This is a genomic window from Kordiimonas aestuarii (genome assembly GCF_025574465.1).
Classification (GTDB): domain Bacteria; phylum Pseudomonadota; class Alphaproteobacteria; order Sphingomonadales; family Kordiimonadaceae; genus Kordiimonas; species Kordiimonas aestuarii.
Genome location: NZ_JAOBPP010000020.1, coordinates 369,994 through 387,079, shown reverse-complemented (window position 1 = coordinate 387,079; position 17,086 = coordinate 369,994). Strand labels below are relative to the sequence as shown.

Here is a 17,086-nt window from a genome sequence, read left to right as displayed (position 1 = left end):
GGGCGCCCGAGTGTCAATCATCTTTTTTGCGATTATTTGTGCAATGACGAAAACACTGCATAAACCTGCGGTTTCCGCTCAGCTTAAAGCCTTCTGGTTTGAAAAACTATCCCGCGACAAAGGCCATCCAGATACCACCAACCAGCAATGCGAAAACAAGTGCGAAAAGAACGCTCTTAGGCAAACGCGTCACCATATCCCCAACAAGAACAAAGGCATTCAGCACAGGGTGAAAAGCGGCCAGGATTCGAATGAATGACATGGTCCGTTCCCGCCCGGTAGCGTCGTCGTCATAAAGGCGGTCACGCGGGTCACGCGGCGCCCAGGAAGCCTCAATCTCAACAATAGGACCTAGCGGCGGTGGCCCCTGCCCTGTTTTCTTCTGCTCTGTGCTCATAAGACTCTCAAATGTCGAGGTCGCACCACAAGAGCACGGTCTCACACTGGATATCTATCAGGAAACGGGGCTTAAGAAAAGAAAGCCATGGTGGGCGATGACAGGCTCGAACTGCCGACCCTCTCGGTGTAAACGAGATGCTCTACCAACTGAGCTAATCGCCCTCACAAGGCACGCCTCCAAGCTTGGTAAACAAGGAGAAAAATGGTGGGCGATGACAGGCTCGAACTGCCGACCCTCTCGGTGTAAACGAGATGCTCTACCAACTGAGCTAATCGCCCACATGCTGTGTGGTGAGCGCGCTTTTAGGGGTAAAATGACATGCTGTCCACCCCTTTTTTTTCTATTTTTTCAAAAGAAAACGGCTGCAGATTTCTCCACAGCCGCTTCTTAAATCGTGCATGTAATCAGACTTAGCTGTTTACAGCGTCCTTGAGACCTTTGCCTGCCTTGAATTTAGGCTGCTTGGAAGCAGGAATGTCGATTTCTTCACCCGTGCGCGGGTTACGGCCTTTGGTTGCTGCGCGAGAAGCGACAGCAAACGTACCGAAGCCTACGAGGCGAACTTCGCCACCGGAAGACAGCGCACCGCTGATGGAATCAAATACAGCGTCAACGGCTTTACCTGCATCAGCTTTGGACAGGTCAGCTGCTTCAGCAACTTTTGCGATCAAATCGTTTTTATTCAAGGTATCCCCCTCTGAGTTGAAGAGATTGATTTCGTTGTTTAGTTCCGAAATGCGAGGGCATCTTGGCCATAAAAAACGCGCTTGTCAAAGCAAAAAACCGCAGAAAACTGCGGCTTTTAGCTTTTTTTTTCTTGAATTTTCAACAATTCGGCACCAAAGGCCTAATGAGTCGTCAATTCTTCCCCTGATGAGTCATCATCTCGCGGCGCTTCTTTTGATGGATCCTCCTCCGGCCAGTCCATCGGTTCAAGCGTGCCAGCAAGCGCATGCTCCAGAACCTCATCGACTGTTGAAACCGCAACGATTTCAAGGCCTTTCTTCACGTTCTCCGGGATTTCAACGAGGTCTTTTTCGTTGTCTTTCGGGATCAGGACCTTGGTAATGCCGCCTCTCAGTGCGGCGAGAAGCTTCTCCTTCAGGCCACCGATTGGCAAGACTCGACCACGCAGAGTCACCTCGCCGGTCATCGCGATATTTTTTCTCACTGGCACGCCTGCGAGCACAGAAACAATCGATGTGCACATTGCAACACCGGCAGAGGGGCCATCTTTCGGAGTCGCACCCTCAGGCACGTGGATATGTATATCCCTTTTTTCAAAAACGTTTGGATGGATCCCAAAGTCCACGCAACGGGAGTGCACATATGAGCGGGCCGCCTGAATCGATTCTTTCATCACATCGCCCAGCTTGCCGGTCTGCTTGATAAGGCCCTTTCCAGGAACAGTCACAGCCTCAATAGCAAGAAGCTCCCCGCCGACCTCGGTCCAGGCAAGGCCTGTCGTGAGGCCGATATGATCTTCCTCCTCGGCTTGACCGAAGCGATATTTACGCACCCCTGCATATTGGCTGAGATTGCGGGATGTTACCTGAATTTTGTCTTTTGACCCTTCGACAATTTCCTTTACGGCCTTACGCACGAGCTTTGCGATCTCACGCTCAAGGCTCCGCACACCCGCTTCACGGGTATAATAGCGCACTACGTCCTTGAGCGCGCCATCAGAGATCGACCACTCGTCTTTCTTCAGCCCATGGTCACGGACCTGTTTGGCGATCAGGTGGCGTTTGGCAATCTCAATTTTTTCATCTTCCGTATAACCGGAAAGATGAATGATCTCCATGCGGTCCAGAAGGGGCCGCGGCATACGAAGCGAGTTAGCTGTCGTCACGAACATTACATTCGAGAGGTCGTAGTCGATCTCAAGATAGTGGTCGTTAAACTTGTTGTTTTGTTCCGGGTCAAGCACCTCAAGAAGTGCAGATGCTGGGTCTCCGCGGAAATCCTGACCCATCTTGTCGATCTCGTCGAACAGGAACAATGGATTGGTGGTACCAGCCTTTTTCATCGACTGCATCACCTTGCCGGGCATGGACCCTATATAGGTGCGGCGGTGCCCCCTGATCTCAGCCTCGTCGCGTACACCTCCGAGCGAGAAGCGTACAAACTCGCGCCCTGTTGCCTTCGCGATGGATTTACCAAGCGAGGTTTTACCAACGCCCGGGGGACCAACGAGACAAAGAATCGGGCCCTTGATTTTTTTCGCGCGCTGCTGCACGGCAAGATACTCAACGATACGTTCCTTGACCTTCTCAAGGCCATAGTGGTCGGTATCGAGAACTTTTTGTGCCAGCTTGATGTCTTTTTTCACCCGACTTTTCTTGGACCACGGCACACTCAGCATCCAGTCAAGGAAGTTACGTACAACGGTAGCTTCTGCCGACATCGGGCTCATGGATTTGAGCTTTTTCAGCTCAGCCAGGCATTTTTCCTTGGCTTCCTTGGACAACTTGGTTTTGTTTATGCGGTCCTCAAGCTCGAGGATCTCCTCGCGACCATCATCGCCCTCGCCCAACTCCTTCTGGATAGCCTTCAGTTGTTCGTTCAGATAATATTCGCGCTGGGTCTTCTCCATTTGACGTTTCACACGCCCACGAATTTTCTTCTCCACCTGCAGCACACCAATCTCGTCTTCCATGAAGCCGAATATACGCTCAAGCCGCTCCGCAACCGACGTCGTCGCCAAAAGCTCCTGTTTATCATCGATTTTAAGTGCGAGATGAGACGCAACCGTGTCTGCAAGTTTGGCTGCTTCGTCGATCTGGCCCACGGTCACAAGAACCTCGGCTGGAATCTTTTTATTCAATTTCACATATTGCTCAAACTGCGACACAACGGAACGGCTCAACGCCTCAACCTCCGACGGGTCCGAATCGTCAGCAGTCAGCATCGTGGCACGCGCTTCAAAATAGTCTTCGTCGCGAACGAACTCATCAATCTGGGCGCGATGGAAACCTTCCACCAGCACTTTGACCGTCCCGTCAGGCAGCTTCAAAAGCTGTAAAACGCTGGCAACCGTGCCGATCTCGAAAACATCTTCTGTGCCAGGGTCGTCCTCCCCAGCCTCCTTCTGCGCAACGAGCAGTATCTGTTTGTCTTTTGCCATGACTTCTTCAAGCGCACGAACGGATTTATCACGGCCGACAAAAAGCGGCACAATCATATGTGGGAAAACCACAATATCGCGAAGCGGAAGGACCGGCAAAACTACAGTATTTGTCTCTGTTTGAGCAGAATCTGACATAGGAAAAGCATCCAGAACTAGATTAAGCGAATGTGAAGCGTAATTTTAGGCTTCTTCTCGCTATTAAGAAAGGAAAAGACGATAAAATTTAGGCAGTAGCCCTATTTTATCTCGTTAACCATGAAAATGGGGGCTGAAACCTACGTTTCAACCCCCTTAAATCGCTGTTTTCCCGCTTTTAAGCTGGTTGACCTGCCTCATCACGGCGGTCTGCATAAATTTGCAGAGGAGTCGCCTTGCCCTCAACCACCTCAGCGTTGACCACAATTTCTTCCACCCCCTCAAGGGACGGCAGGTCAAACATGGTGTCGAGAAGCGTGTCTTCCATAATGGAGCGCAGGCCGCGAGCGCCTGTTTTGCGTTCGATTGCCTTCTTCGCAACGGCAAAAAGGGCGTCATCAGAGAAAGTCAGCTTTACATCTTCCATATCAAACAGGCACTGGTACTGTTTGAGCAAAGCGTTTTTCGGCGCAGAAAGAATTTGTACAAGCGCGTCCTCGTCAAGATCCTCGAGCGTCGCAATTACCGGGAGTCGGCCGACAAATTCCGGGATCAGGCCAAATTTGAGCAGATCCTCAGGTTCTGTTTCCTTGAACAGCTCACCAGCGCTGCGTTCATCCGGGCTAGAGACAGAGGCACCGAAGCCAATGGATTTGCCCTGCAGCCGATTGGCGATCACTTTATCGAGTCCCGCAAAGGCCCCACCACAGATAAAGAGAATATTGGTCGTATCCACCTGCAGGAACTCCTGTTGTGGATGCTTGCGCCCCCCCTGCGGAGGTACACTTGCGACCGTGCCTTCCATAATTTTGAGAAGCGCCTGTTGCACCCCCTCGCCGGACACGTCTCGTGTGATGGACGGGTTGTCAGACTTGCGGCTGATCTTGTCGACCTCATCGATATAAACGATGCCGCGCTGCGCACGCTCAACGTTATAATCGGCTGACTGCAGCAGCTTAAGGATGATATTTTCGACATCTTCGCCCACATAGCCAGCTTCGGTCAGCGTGGTTGCGTCCGCCATCGTGAATGGTACATCAAGAATACGTGCAAGCGTTTGCGCCAGCAGCGTTTTACCGCAACCCGTTGGTCCAACAAGCAGAATATTGGACTTGGCAAGCTCAACGTCCTGGCTCGTGGAACTGGCATGGTTCAGGCGTTTGTAATGGTTATGAACCGCAACCGACAGCACTTTTTTGGCATTGCCCTGTCCGATCACATAATCATCAAGCACCTTGAGAATATCAAGCGGCGCCGGCACACCGTCGGTCCCCTTGGCGAGAGCGCTCTTGCTTTCTTCCTTGATGATGTCGTTACACAGCTCGACACACTCATCACAGATAAAGACCGTTGGTCCTGCGATAAGTTTACGAACCTCGTGCTGGCTTTTACCGCAAAAGGAGCAATAGAGCGTGTTTTTCGAATCACTGTTACTCAAGTCTGTCACCGCTTACTTTCTTTGCTTCTTTTTATCGTAGACTGGTTAAAAAGATGCTTACAACAAAAAACCTCAGAAATTCTACGCTCACGAATGACGCGCGGATTAGATGGATCAGCTTTCGATCTCATCCCGCGAGGTATAAACATGGTCGATCAGCCCGAATTTCTTGGCCTCTTCGGCATTCATGAAATTATCACGATCCATCGCCTTCTCAACCGCCTCGATCTTCTGGCCCGTGTGTTTCACGTAAATCTGATTGAGGCGTTCGCGCAATTTCAGGATTTCACGTGCCTGAATTTCGATGTCTGCGGCCTGTCCACGGGCTCCGCCTGATGGCTGGTGTATCATGATACGAGCATTTGGCAGCGCGTAGCGCATGCCCGGCTCACCTGCTGCCAGGAGGAGCGACCCCATCGAGCAAGCCTGCCCAATACAGATTGTCGCCACCTTGGGGCGTATATATTGCATCGTGTCATACATGGCGAGGCCCGACGTCACAATGCCACCCGGCGAGTTGATATAGAAAGAGATATCTTTCTTGGGGTTGTCTGCTTCCAGAAACAGAAGCTGTGCCACCACGAGGCTAGCGATGTGATCATCGACCTGGCCTGTGAGGAAGATGATGCGCTCTTTCAGCAGCCGGGAATAAATATCGTAAGACCGCTCTCCCCGGTTGGTTTGTTCCACAACCATAGGGACAAGGGCACTTTGTAAAGGCTCTAGAATATCGCTCATCGGGCACTCCAGTTAATAGCGGCCTAGGTGTGATAATGTGGCCAACACGTCTTGAGGCAAGCTGTAGCAAACTGTGCTTACACCGGGCAAGGAAATAACCCCGTGCTGGCACAATTAGATAGGCACTACGGCCTCACTTTAAAGGGCTGGACGAAAAAAGGGGCCGGACGGCCCCTTTTCCGCACTGCATAACAGCAGAAATTATTTATCAGATTTTTTAGCTGGCGCTTTTTTAGCAGGGGCTTTTTTAGCCGCAGGCTTCTTCGCGGCCGCTTTCTTCGCTGGCGCTTTTTCAGCGTCGGCTGTTTTAGCAGGTGCCTTTTTAGCAGGCGTTTTCTTGGCAGCAGGCTTCTTGGTCGCTGCTTTTTTCTTCGCCGGGGCCTTTTTGGACTTGGTCGGGTTCGCATCTTCTTCATCGATGGCGCGAACAGCCGCTTCAAGTTCCTCGCGGCTTACCGTCTTGTCCGTCAGTTTAGACATCTCAAGAACGAAGTCGACAACCTTTTCCTCGAAGATTGGCGCACGAAGCTGTGCACGAGCTTCTTCATTCTTCTGGTAGAATTCAAAAACCTGCGCTTCCTGGCCCGGGAAACGGCGAGCTTCCTCGATAATGCGGCGATTTACTTCTTCCTGCGTAACCTGGACGTTGTTTTTTACGCCCAGCTCAGAAAGCAGCAGGCCAAGACGCACACGGCGTTCAGCAATGGAGCGGAACTCTTCGGCTTCGTCCTTGTCAGCAGGCTCATCCTGACCTTCAAAATCTTCCGGCTTAGCGTCACCGCTTTGAACAGCGTCACGTTTGATTTGTTCCCAAATCTGACGGTACTCGAGGTCAACCATGCCAGGCGGCACATCAAAGTCATATTCTTCAGCAAGGGCGTCCAGAAGGCCACGCTTCATGTGGGCCCGTGTAAGAGACTTGTTGTCGTTCTCAAGCTGACCCTTAACCGATTCCTTCAGCGCATCGAGGCTGTCGAAACCAAGGCTTTTGGCAAGCTCGTCATCAATCTTGGCATCTGCGGGGCGACGGACTTCTTTGACCGTAACCTTGAACTCAGCGTCTTTGCCTTTGAGCTCTTCTGAGTGGTATTCAGCCGGGAAGGTTACTTTCACAACTTTCTCATCACCGGCTTTCACACCGACAAGCTGCTCTTCAAAGCCCGGGATGAAAGAACCCGAACCAAGCTCAAGCTGATAGTCTTCGCCTTTACCACCTTCAAACTCGACACCATCCACGCTGCCAACAAAGTCAATCAGCACAGCGTCGCCATCGGTGGACTTGACGGTTTTAGCGGCCTTCTTGAAAGTTTTCTGCTGACCGGCAATGCGCTCTACAAACGCATCGACATCGGCATCAGCGATTTCAGCAACCCAGCGCTCAAGCGCCGGTGCCTTGAAGGCATCGACGCTTATTTCAGGAAGCACTTCCACTTTCAGCGTGTATTCGAGATTTTTGCCGTCCTCATAGTCACCCATGTCCACTTCTGGACGCAGTGCCGGACGAATCTCCTTTTCTTCAAAGAGCTTCGCGGAAGACTCCTGCATCGCCTCGTTGAGGACCTGACCTTTAGCACGGTCGCCATGCATACGCTTCAACAGGGAAATCGGCGCCTTGCCAGGGCGGAAACCCTTGATTTTTGCAGTTGCGCGGAACTCGTCCAGTACAGCGTCAAGCTTGGCATCAAGCTCGGAAGCTTCAACCACAATCTTGTATTCGCGTTTCAGGCCTTCGTTGAGCAGTTCTTCAATCTGCATGGGTCTTCCAACTCTCTTTATATTTTTCCTAATCCAGTCCACCCCGAAGGGATGGTGGTGCGGGCGAAGGGACTTGAACCCCCACGTCCGAAGACACCAGAACCTAAATCTGGCGCGTCTACCAATTTCGCCACGCCCGCACTCAAATCCATCGGGTGTTCGCAAAGCATGCGTTCACGACCGGATTCATTACACGTGAATTGGACGGGCTTATAACAGGCGCGCGGCGGAGTACAAGTATTTTTGTAATGTATTTTTGAACTTTGATACCGTTTTCAGGCCGGTGTTTTGCTTTCGGTACAACACTGTTTATGGCAACACCGACGGCAACAGGTCGACAAGGTCAGAAGCAATAAGCCCTCGCCCCGCCCGCATGCCCGCCTCCCCATGCAGCCAAACGCCAGCCGATGCCGCCTCAAATGCTGGCATTCCCTGCCCCATAAGCGATGCCACAATGCCGGAAAGCACGTCACCAGTGCCCCCTATGGATAGCCACGCCGGCGCGTTTGCCGCAATGGAAAGCCGTCCATCCGGTGCAGCAACAAGCGTGGAAACCCCCTTGAGCACGACAATAGCCCCGGTTATGCAGGCGGCTGTACGAACCGCAGCGATACGGTCCGTATGGTCAATGTCCGGAAACAGCCGTACAAACTCCCCGTCATGAGGCGTCAATACAATTTCACCTGCTTTACCAAGTCCTAGTATATCAAGATGCCCGGCAAGGCTTGTTAGCGCGTCAGCATCAAGAACAAGGCCTCGACCTCGCGCAACCACGTCGTGTATAAGGTCACCGTTTTTTTTGCTTACACCGGCGCCCGGTCCCAGCAATACAACATTGATGCGATCGTCGGCCATCATGTCCAGAAACTCAGAAGTACTATCAAATTGGCGGACCAAAACGTCAGTCAACGCTGTCGCCTGAATAGAATATGTCTCCGATGGTGCCGCCAGTGTCACAAGGCCTGCGCCCGTGCGCAAAGCTGCCATACAGGCCAGCCGGCAAGCGCCAAGAGCTGGCTGCTTGCCACCAAGCACCAGCAAATGCCCCCGTTTATATTTATGGGTTATCGGCCCCGCATAGGGGAAGCTACCACTCCAGAGCGTTGGTATATTCTCAAAAGTTTTCGGTTTGATATCGTCAAGGCACGCATCGCTGATACCGATGTCTGCCACATGGATGTGATCCCGGCCGCCACATAAAAACCGTCCGGGTGCGATAACCTGTCCCGGCTTTTTCCTGAAAAAGGTAACAGTTGCATCGGCATGGAAGCACGCGCCAAGCGGGGTGCCTACCTGCGCGTCTAGACCGCTTGGCACATCGACGGCAAGGCGAAATACCTCCCGCGCATTGGCTTCATCGATCAGGGCGGCGAGTTCACCTTCAATGGGGCGCGCCAGTCCAGTACCAAAAAGCGCATCTATAATGACAGCTGCATTTTTGAGTTTCGCCTTTTGGACAGGGTCGACACGCCCTGACCACCGTGAGGCCATGACTGCCGCGTCGCCTTTGAGGTCGGAAGATGCGATACTACTGACGATCCGGGCCGCGTACCCCCATTCCTGCAGATAGCGCGCGGCAACGTACCCATCGCCCCCGTTGTTACCTGGACCACAAAGGAGAACAATATCGCCATCGCACTCAAGCGGCGTCCCTGCGTAACTGACAGCCGCCTCGGCCACGGCACGCCCGGCCGCCTCCATGAGCGCGAGGCCATCGACGCCGTGAGATATCGCCCAGGCGTCCGCTTGGCGCGCCTCATCGGGCACCAATACTAGATGGCTGCGTTTAGAATCCGACACTGCCTCTCCCCCTCGAAGACTCAGACCGACGATTCGGCCTAGAATCGCTGCAGAATCAGCGGGCAGTGTAGCAAAAGAAAAAAGCCCCGAAAGGGGCTTCTTGAAAAATTTCAGAGTGGGGCGAGTGACCGGGATCGAACCGGCGACTTCCAGTACCACAAACTGGCGCTCTAACCAACTGAGCTACACCCGCCATCTCTAAAACGTGGCGACTGTTTATGCGCATCAATATAGCTTCGTCAAGCGTGAAGTTTCCAGTTTATTTCCGATAAGCCATTTTTCTGACAAATGCATGGTCAACTGTCACGCATCTGCACAAAAAATGTGCAGGTGCACGCACAAAGAACAGTCAGCACTGCTGATCCATATGACATGAACGGCGCATTTCTGCGCCATCAGCACGTTGGCATGAACCCTGCTTAATCAGATACATAACGATAACAATGGTACCAGGAAATGAAGAAGATCGAAGCAATCATTAAACCCTTCAAGCTTGATGAGGTGAAGGAAGCCCTTCACGACATCGGCATTTCAGGGATTACGGTAACCGAAGCCAAGGGTTTCGGACGCCAGAAAGGCCACACGGAGCTTTATCGCGGCGCGGAATACGTGGTCGACTTTGTTCCAAAGGTCAAAGTGGAGGTCGTGGTCGCCGCTGACGAGGCTGAACGGGCCGTAGAGGCAATCAAAAATGCGGCACACACAGGCCGCATCGGTGACGGCAAGATTTTTGTCAGCACCATTGAAGAAGCCATCCGAATCCGTACGGGTGAAACCGGGCGTGATGCCATTTAATCGGCACTGCCTTTCGTAGTGCCAACATATTTTGTTGAATGCCCCTCCCCTCCGCTCGGGCTGCGTGCCCCGGACATCGGACTGTTCAGCAAAGGTCGTATTAAAAATAGGGAAACACGGAAATGTCCAAATATACCAACCTGAGTGTCGACGATTTTTTCAAGCTTGTGGAAGAAAGCAGTGCTGAATGGATTGACCTGCGCTTCACCGACCCAAAGGGCAAATGGCAGCACCTGACCATGGCGGCTGATATTGTCGACGAAGACATGCTGACTGAAGGTTTCATGTTCGATGGCTCGTCGATTGCAGGTTGGAAGGCAATCAACGAATCAGACATGATCCTCAAAGCCGACCTCAACTCGGTCACGATTGACCCGTTCACCGCTGATGTGACACTCATCGTGTTCTGTGACATTCTCGAGCCAGCCACGGGCCAGCCTTACGACCGTGACCCACGCTCGACCGCGAAAAAAGCGGAAGAGTATGTGAAATTCTCCGGCGTTGGCGACACCGCCTTCTTTGGCCCTGAGCCAGAGTTCTTCGTCTTCGACGACGTGAAATTCAGCACCGGCTATCGCGGCGCCATGTATGAGATCGACGACGTCGAAGGCCCATACAACACGGCCAAGTCTTTCGAAGGTGGCAACTATGGTCACCGTCCAGCTGTTAAAGGCGGCTACTTCCCGGTAGCACCGGTTGATAGCTGTGTGGACCTGCGCGGCGAAATGGTGAAAACTGCCAAGGAAATGGGCCTGAAGATGGACAAGCACCACCACGAGGTGGCCGCATCCCAACACGAACTCGGCATGATGTTTTCCACGCTGACGCAAACAGCTGACAACGTGCAGATCTATAAATATGCTGTGCATCAGGTTGCTCACACGTATGGCAAAACCGCGACCTTCATGCCAAAGCCTGTGGCACAGGACAACGGCTCAGGCATGCACACCCACCAGTCAATCTGGAAAGATGGTAAGCCGCTTTTCGCAGGTTCCGGTTATGCAGACCTCTCTGAAACTGCGCTCTACTACATCGGCGGCATCATCAAGCACGCCAAGGCGATCAACGCGTTCTCCAATCCGTCCACCAACAGTTACAAGCGTCTGGTGCCGGGCTTTGAGGCCCCCGTTCTTCTGGCCTATTCCGCACGCAACCGCTCCGCTTCCTGCCGTATTCCATACGGCGCCAGTGCAAAAGCCAAGCGGGTTGAGGTTCGCTTCCCTGATGCAACAGCAAACCCATATCTCGCGTTTGCCGCCATGCTGATGGCTGGCCTTGATGGCATTGAGAACAAGATCCACCCAGGTGACGCGATGGACAAAGACCTCTATGCCCTGCCCGCGGAAGAACTGATGGGCGTACCGACGGTTGCCAGTTCACTGCGTGAAGCGCTTGAAGCACTCCACAACGACCGCGAGTTCCTCAAGAAGGGTGACGTGTTCACCGACGATCAGATCAGCGCTTACATTGAGCTGAAAATGGAAGAAGTGAACCGCCTTGACCTTGCGCCACATCCGGTTGAGTTCGAGATGTACTACAGCGCATAACTGCTGCAAAAGTATCACAGGGAGGGGAGCGCAGTGCGCTCCCCTTTTCTTTTAGAAAAATTTTTTATGGATTCCGTCACGTTTACTATTTAACAACCCGTCAATTATAAAGTTGAGCCTCAGGACGTTGGTAAACGTCCAAACAAGAACATTGGGTAACACAGGTAAGAACAGGCAGCAGTTTCATGCACATTGAGTACACAGCTGAACAGGCCGCCATCCAGCCTCGGCTCGCCAGCGCGAATATCAACCCGGAAACCTTCCTTGCAACAGACTATCTCAATCATTTCAATGAGATCGTAATGCTGCTTGAGATGATTCCCGATATGCCCGAACTGGCCGAAGACGCGGCCGACTGGGCGCCGAAAAGCTACACTCAGCATTTTCTGGACAGTGGATTCCAGGCCAAAGAGCTCGCCGTACAAGCCTATAACCTTGCGCCAGACAAGGTCCGGGTGCAATTTGAAGTGATTTGCGCGGAACTGGATAAACTCATTCAGGGTACACTCGCCGGCATGGCGGCGGTGAATGTTGCAGAACGGGGCTTTACTGCACAGGCTCAGGAACTTATCCGGCTGCGCGTCGAAGCAATTCAAGGCCTTTTGATGAAGCTCAATCAGGTGATTCACGGCAAGGTCGAAGGCGATATCGAGCTGCCCGAGGAAGTTGATGAAGATAGCGCCCAAACCCAGGAAGACATCGATAAACTGTTCGACTAAAACACGTGATGCCGCAAACGCGGCATCAGCTTGGACTTGAGGGTCTTTGGTTAGAAATTATATCGCGGGACGAAAATCCTCGCCTTCTTCAATCACAGCAAGCGAAACCGTTTTTTTGAGGTCAGGGTGACCTTCCCGCGCAAGACTAACCAATGGATAAGTGCTCGACCCCACGCTGCTGATGCGTTCAACAACCCAGACTGAGGTGTGATGGTTTCGAGCCATATAACGCGCACCTACCATAACGCCATGCTCATGTGCCGGCACGACCTCACCTCTGAACAAGCGTTTCAGCAGTCCACCTGAGCTACCCTTTTGCATGACATCCCTCCGGTACGTTGCGGTATAGCCAAGGCTATGGGCAACCCATTAAATAAGTTTTAAAGCTTGCGTGAATTCTATGTGAATTTTCACAAAACACACACTATATTTTCTTTAGGTCAAGCGCACAGCCCCTATATATTGTTACGCTTGACGCGGGGGCCGGGCTGGTTTACCCCCTTTTTAATACGCGATTTTCAGGGTGGGTTATGAGCGATCTGTTTGAAGTTACACAGACTAAATCAGACTATTCCGCAAAAGATATTGAGGTTCTTGAAGGACTTGAACCTGTCCGGCAACGGCCCGGCATGTATATCGGCGGGACGGATGAACGGGCTCTTCACCACCTTGTCGCTGAAATTCTCGATAACTCGATGGATGAAGCCGTCGCGGGCCATGCGAGTCGCATTATTGTTTCATTGCATGAAGACGGCTCGATTTCCGTTTCCGACAATGGCCGCGGCATCCCGACGGATCCACACCCCAAGTATCCCGGAAAATCCGCACTTGAAGTAATTATGACCACCCTGCACTCCGGCGGCAAGTTCAACTCGGACGCCTACGCGACCTCCGGCGGCCTGCATGGTGTCGGTAATTCGGTGGTGAACGCGCTCAGCGAATGGATGACAGTTGAAGTCGCTCGTGACCGCAACCTCTGGCGTCAGGGCTATGCGCGCGGGAAGACTACCACGACGCTGGAGGACATGGGGCCGGTCAATAACCGTCGTGGCACACAGGTAAGTTTCCTGCCCGACCATGAGATTTTTGGCGTGAAAGCACGCGTCAAGCCATCGCGCGTTTATCGCATGGCCCGCTCCAAGGCATATCTGTTCCGCGGTGTTGAAATTCGTTTCCGCTGCGCGCCAGAGCTTATTGAAGCCGACGATGATACCCCGCAGGAAGCCACCCTGCACTTCCCCGGCGGCTTGTCGGACTTCCTGCAGGACACACTTAAGAAGCGCATGTGTGTCACACCAGAGCCTTTCAGCGGTTTTGTAAAATTTCCCGATGACGCGGGCCGAGTTGAATGGGCGATCCATTGGCCCGAATTTGGCGACGGTTTTTCCAACAGCTACTGTAATACGATACCAACCCCACAGGGTGGAACACACGAAAACGGCATGCGTAGCGCGATGCTGCGTGGCCTGAAGGCCTATGCGGAGTTGACCAACAATAAAAAGGCAGCGCAACTCACCGGCGACGATGTTTATGGCTGTTCCTGCGCCATGCTCTCTGTCTTCATCCGTGATCCCCAGTTTCAAGGCCAGACCAAGGACAAGCTGTCCACGCTGGATGCTTTTCGTCTGACGGAAAACGCAATCCGCGACGCCTTTGACCACTGGCTCGGCGACCACCCAGACCGTGCCAATAGCCTGCTTACCTGGGCCTTGGAGCGTCTTGAGGAGCGCCTGCGCCGTAAACAGGAACGCGAGATCAAACGTAAAACCGCCGTTGGCAAGCGCAAGCTGCGCCTACCCGGTAAGCTGACCGATTGTTCCAGCGAAAGCCCCGACGGCACAGAAATTTACATCGTAGAGGGTGACTCGGCTGGCGGCTCCGCCAAACAGGCGCGGGACCGCAAAACCCAGGCCGTGCTGCCCATCCGTGGCAAGATCCTCAACGTGGCATCCGCCACCCGCGACAAAATCGCTGCCAATAGCGAAATTCGCGACCTTATTCAGGCACTCGGCTGTGGTACGCGTGATGGGTATGACGGGGCGGCGCTCAGGTACGAAAAAGTCATCATCATGACCGATGCCGACGTCGATGGCGCCCACATCGCCACCCTCCTCATGACTTTCTTCTTCCAGGAAATGCCGGGTATGGTGCGGGATGGCAGGCTTTACCTTGCAATGCCGCCACTGTATCGCATCGCGCAAGGCGGCAAGGTCATTTATGCCCGCGACGACGCCCACAAGGACGAGTTGATGGCAACCGAATTCAGCGGCAGGGGCAAAATTGAAATCAGCCGGTTCAAGGGCCTTGGCGAGATGCCCCCGGGGCAACTCAAGGAAACCACCATGGCAACCAAGAACCGTACCCTGCTGCGCGTAACACTACCCACCGATTATGGTGACCGCGCCACGGTTAACCAGTTGGTTGATGACCTGATGGGCAAGAAACCGGAGAAACGCTTCGAATTTATCCGTGACAACGCCACCGAAGTCGCCGATCTCGATATTTAGGCGCTCAACAGCTTTTCCATTGCAGCATTAAACAACTCCGGCGCCTCAAGCGGCACCAGATGACCACAGCGTGGCATTTCGAAAAACCGGCTGTTGGACAAGGCACCTGCCATATGATGCTGATGTTTTATCTCAGAAAGCCCATCTTCTCGCCCCACCGCCACGAGCGATGGTACATGCACCGACTTCAGTAGGTCCCGGTAATCCGCCCGGGCCATAATTGTCTTCTGTTGACGGATAAGGACGCCAGGCCCCAGATCACGCGCCATTTCTCGTATGATCGGGCCGAGCCTCGCCCGATGTGCTGGTGTGAGCGCGCCCTCAACATAGCCGTCAACAAACTGATTAAACTTGCCACGTTCAGCAAGCCGGATCGCCTGCTCGCGCTTTTCACGCGCCGGCGGTGTATCAGCATGAGCATTGGTTCCCACAAGGGCCAGATGGCTTACCCGCTGCGGGGCCTGCGCCATTATTTCCAGCGCCAGATAGCCGCCCATGGAATTCCCGACGAGGGCAAAACGCTTGGGGGCCGATGCCAGAATTTCCGCCGCCATATCGGCGAAGCTGTCATGGGAAAATATCTCGGGCACGATCACTTCAAGCTCCCGGCGAAAGTGACTGACGGCATTGCTGTATAGCCGAGTGTCACATAAAAGCGCCGGTAGAAACATAATTGCATCACTCTTTAAAGCCATAATCCCTTATCCCGCATTGACATTGACTCCTGCGCACCTATGCTGCGCCTCGAATTTGTAGCGAATAAATTGAGAAGATGCGAATGGGTTTCGACCGCCTCGGACTAAGCGAACCAACCATGAAAGCCGTGAATGAGGCTGGCTATACCGAGCCAACCCCCATTCAGGCACAAGCAATCCCACAGGTTTTGATGGGCCGTGATGTGCTGGGTATCGCCCAGACTGGCACCGGCAAAACAGCCTCTTTCACCCTGCCGATGATCGATATCCTGTCGGAAGGCCGTTCTCGTGCCCGTATGCCGCGTTCCCTTATTCTGGAACCTACGCGCGAACTGGCAGCACAAGTTGCTGAAAACTTTGAGAAATACGGCAAAGAGCACAAGCTCACCATGGCGTTGTTGATTGGTGGCGTGAATTTTGCGGATCAGGAAAAACTGCTCGACCGCGGCGTTGACGTGTTGATCGCAACACCCGGCCGGCTGCTTGACCATTTTCAGCGCGGCAAACTGTTGCTGAATGGCATCGATATTCTCGTGATTGATGAAGCCGATCGCATGCTCGACATGGGTTTCATCCCCGATGTTGAAAAAATCTGTGAATGCATCACCAAAAAACACCAGACACTCTTTTTCTCGGCCACCATGCCGCCTCCCATCGAGAAGCTGACCAAAAAGTTCCTTGATGACCCGAAGTTTATTGAGGTTGAACGCTCCTCAATGACCGCGACAACGATCGAGCAAAAGCTCGTCATGGTCGGCCCGCGTGACAAGCGCAAAGCGCTCAGAAAACTGATCAAGGATGAACCAGTAAAAAATGGCATTATCTTCTGCAACCGCAAAGTAGATGTGAAGGAAGTGTATAACTCCCTCGCTCGCCATGGTTTCAACGTCGGCCAGCTTCATGGTGACATGGAACAAAGCGAACGGCTGGAGGTACTGCGCCAGTTCAAGGCCAACGAGCTTCAGCTTCTTTGTGCGTCTGACGTTGCGGCCCGCGGTCTTGATATTGCCGATGTCAGCCATGTGTTCAACTTTGATGTGCCCAGCCACGCCGAAGACTATGTGCACCGCATCGGGCGGACCGGTCGCGCAGGTCGCAAAGGCAAAGCGTTTACGATAGCTACGAGCGGCAAGGCAGACACCAAATTTGTCGACGCGATTGAAAAGTTGATTGGCAACAAACTGCCACGGCAGGAAAAGATCAACCTTGAACCGCCAAAGCCAAAAGTGGCCGCGGATGACATGCCGAAAAAGCCTTTTGTCGGCATGGGCCCTCATGTGCCAGCCTTTCTTTCCCGCCCTGTGCCGCTCGGGCGCAGCAAAACGGACGAATCCCCGACTTAACCCAGATATCCGGCAATCGCCTGCGTAAGCGGTTGCCGTCATGCCACCCTGCCCTATTTCATGCAAAAAGCACAAATCCGGGGA

At 53.1% G+C, this 17,086-nt stretch carries 14 protein-coding genes and 4 tRNA genes; 5 read left to right on the top strand and 13 right to left on the bottom strand.

All coding sequences use genetic code 11. From position 1 onward, the window contains the following. Nucleotides 1-106: 106 nt before the first annotated feature. The 11 genes from OEU85_RS11210 to OEU85_RS11160 form a co-directional block, all read right to left on the bottom strand. The gene (locus OEU85_RS11210; protein WP_262691566.1) at nt 107-397 is read right to left on the bottom strand and encodes a hypothetical protein; all 291 of its coding nucleotides are present in this window, start codon (nt 395-397) and stop codon (nt 107-109) included. An 88-nt stretch (nt 398-485) separates the two neighbouring features. Then, nucleotides 486-561 (bottom strand) — tRNA-Val (locus OEU85_RS11205). Between the two features lie 41 nt (nt 562-602). Next, a tRNA-Val gene (locus tag OEU85_RS11200) sits at nt 603-678 on the bottom strand. A 132-nt stretch (nt 679-810) separates the two neighbouring features. Further along, nucleotides 811-1,086 carry an HU family DNA-binding protein gene (locus tag OEU85_RS11195; RefSeq protein ID WP_262691565.1) on the bottom strand — a complete coding sequence of 92 codons (276 nt, stop codon included), beginning with the start codon at nt 1,084-1,086 and terminating at the stop codon, nt 811-813. Nucleotides 1,087-1,247: 161 nt separating this feature from the next. Then, nucleotides 1,248-3,665 (bottom strand): endopeptidase La, encoded by a 2,418-nt coding sequence (gene lon / locus OEU85_RS11190; protein WP_262691564.1) that lies wholly within the window; start codon nt 3,663-3,665, stop codon nt 1,248-1,250. Nucleotides 3,666-3,843: 178 nt separating this feature from the next. Continuing rightward, nucleotides 3,844-5,103, bottom strand: coding sequence for an ATP-dependent Clp protease ATP-binding subunit ClpX (gene clpX / locus OEU85_RS11185; RefSeq protein WP_394805408.1), 1,260 nt, complete (start codon nt 5,101-5,103; stop codon nt 3,844-3,846). Nucleotides 5,104-5,217: 114 nt separating this feature from the next. Then, the gene (clpP, locus tag OEU85_RS11180) at nt 5,218-5,841 is read right to left on the bottom strand and encodes an ATP-dependent Clp endopeptidase proteolytic subunit ClpP (RefSeq protein WP_262691562.1); all 624 of its coding nucleotides are present in this window, start codon (nt 5,839-5,841) and stop codon (nt 5,218-5,220) included. A 201-nt stretch (nt 5,842-6,042) separates the two neighbouring features. After that, a complete protein-coding gene (tig, locus tag OEU85_RS11175; protein WP_262691561.1) occupies nt 6,043-7,596 on the bottom strand; it encodes a trigger factor in 1,554 nt (517 codons plus the stop codon). A 55-nt stretch (nt 7,597-7,651) separates the two neighbouring features. Beyond that, nucleotides 7,652-7,736: transfer RNA gene (locus OEU85_RS11170), tRNA-Leu, on the bottom strand. Nucleotides 7,737-7,905: 169 nt separating this feature from the next. Then, nucleotides 7,906-9,396 carry an NAD(P)H-hydrate dehydratase gene (locus OEU85_RS11165; RefSeq protein ID WP_262691560.1) on the bottom strand — a complete coding sequence of 497 codons (1,491 nt, stop codon included), beginning with the start codon at nt 9,394-9,396 and terminating at the stop codon, nt 7,906-7,908. 116 nt (nt 9,397-9,512) lie between these two features. Continuing rightward, nucleotides 9,513-9,589: transfer RNA gene (locus tag OEU85_RS11160), tRNA-His, on the bottom strand. A gap of 263 nt (nt 9,590-9,852) precedes the next feature. On the opposite strand from OEU85_RS11160, the gene OEU85_RS11155 reads away from it, so the two are divergent. The 3 genes from OEU85_RS11155 to OEU85_RS11145 all read left to right on the top strand — a co-directional run bounded on the left by OEU85_RS11155 (nt 9,853) and on the right by OEU85_RS11145 (nt 12,457). Then, nucleotides 9,853-10,191, top strand: a complete 339-nt coding sequence (locus OEU85_RS11155) for a P-II family nitrogen regulator (protein ID WP_262691559.1) — start codon at nt 9,853-9,855, stop codon at nt 10,189-10,191. A 122-nt stretch (nt 10,192-10,313) separates the two neighbouring features. After that, entirely contained in the window at nt 10,314-11,738 is a 1,425-nt protein-coding gene (gene glnA, locus OEU85_RS11150; RefSeq protein ID WP_262691558.1) for a type I glutamate--ammonia ligase, read from the top strand. A gap of 185 nt (nt 11,739-11,923) precedes the next feature. Further along, nucleotides 11,924-12,457, top strand: coding sequence for a hypothetical protein (locus OEU85_RS11145; protein WP_262691557.1), 534 nt, complete (start codon nt 11,924-11,926; stop codon nt 12,455-12,457). 57 nt (nt 12,458-12,514) lie between these two features. Here the strand turns inward: OEU85_RS11145 and OEU85_RS11140 are convergent, their stop codons facing one another. After that, nucleotides 12,515-12,778, bottom strand: coding sequence for a hypothetical protein (locus OEU85_RS11140; RefSeq protein ID WP_262691556.1), 264 nt, complete (start codon nt 12,776-12,778; stop codon nt 12,515-12,517). A 209-nt stretch (nt 12,779-12,987) separates the two neighbouring features. Here OEU85_RS11140 and parE point away from each other — a divergent pair, with 209 nt between their 5' ends. After that, complete coding sequence (gene parE / locus OEU85_RS11135) at nt 12,988-14,964, top strand: DNA topoisomerase IV subunit B (protein ID WP_262691555.1); 1,977 nt, start codon at nt 12,988-12,990, stop codon at nt 14,962-14,964. Here parE and OEU85_RS11130 read toward each other — a convergent pair. Beyond that, a complete protein-coding gene (locus OEU85_RS11130) occupies nt 14,961-15,659 on the bottom strand; it encodes an alpha/beta fold hydrolase (protein ID WP_262691554.1) in 699 nt (232 codons plus the stop codon). The two genes, parE and OEU85_RS11130, sit on opposite strands and share 4 nt — an antisense overlap. 83 nt (nt 15,660-15,742) lie before the next feature. Between OEU85_RS11130 and OEU85_RS11125 the strand changes: the two genes are divergently transcribed. Further along, the gene (locus tag OEU85_RS11125; protein WP_262691553.1) at nt 15,743-17,002 is read left to right on the top strand and encodes a DEAD/DEAH box helicase; all 1,260 of its coding nucleotides are present in this window, start codon (nt 15,743-15,745) and stop codon (nt 17,000-17,002) included. The last annotated feature ends 84 nt before the right edge of the window (nt 17,003-17,086 follow it).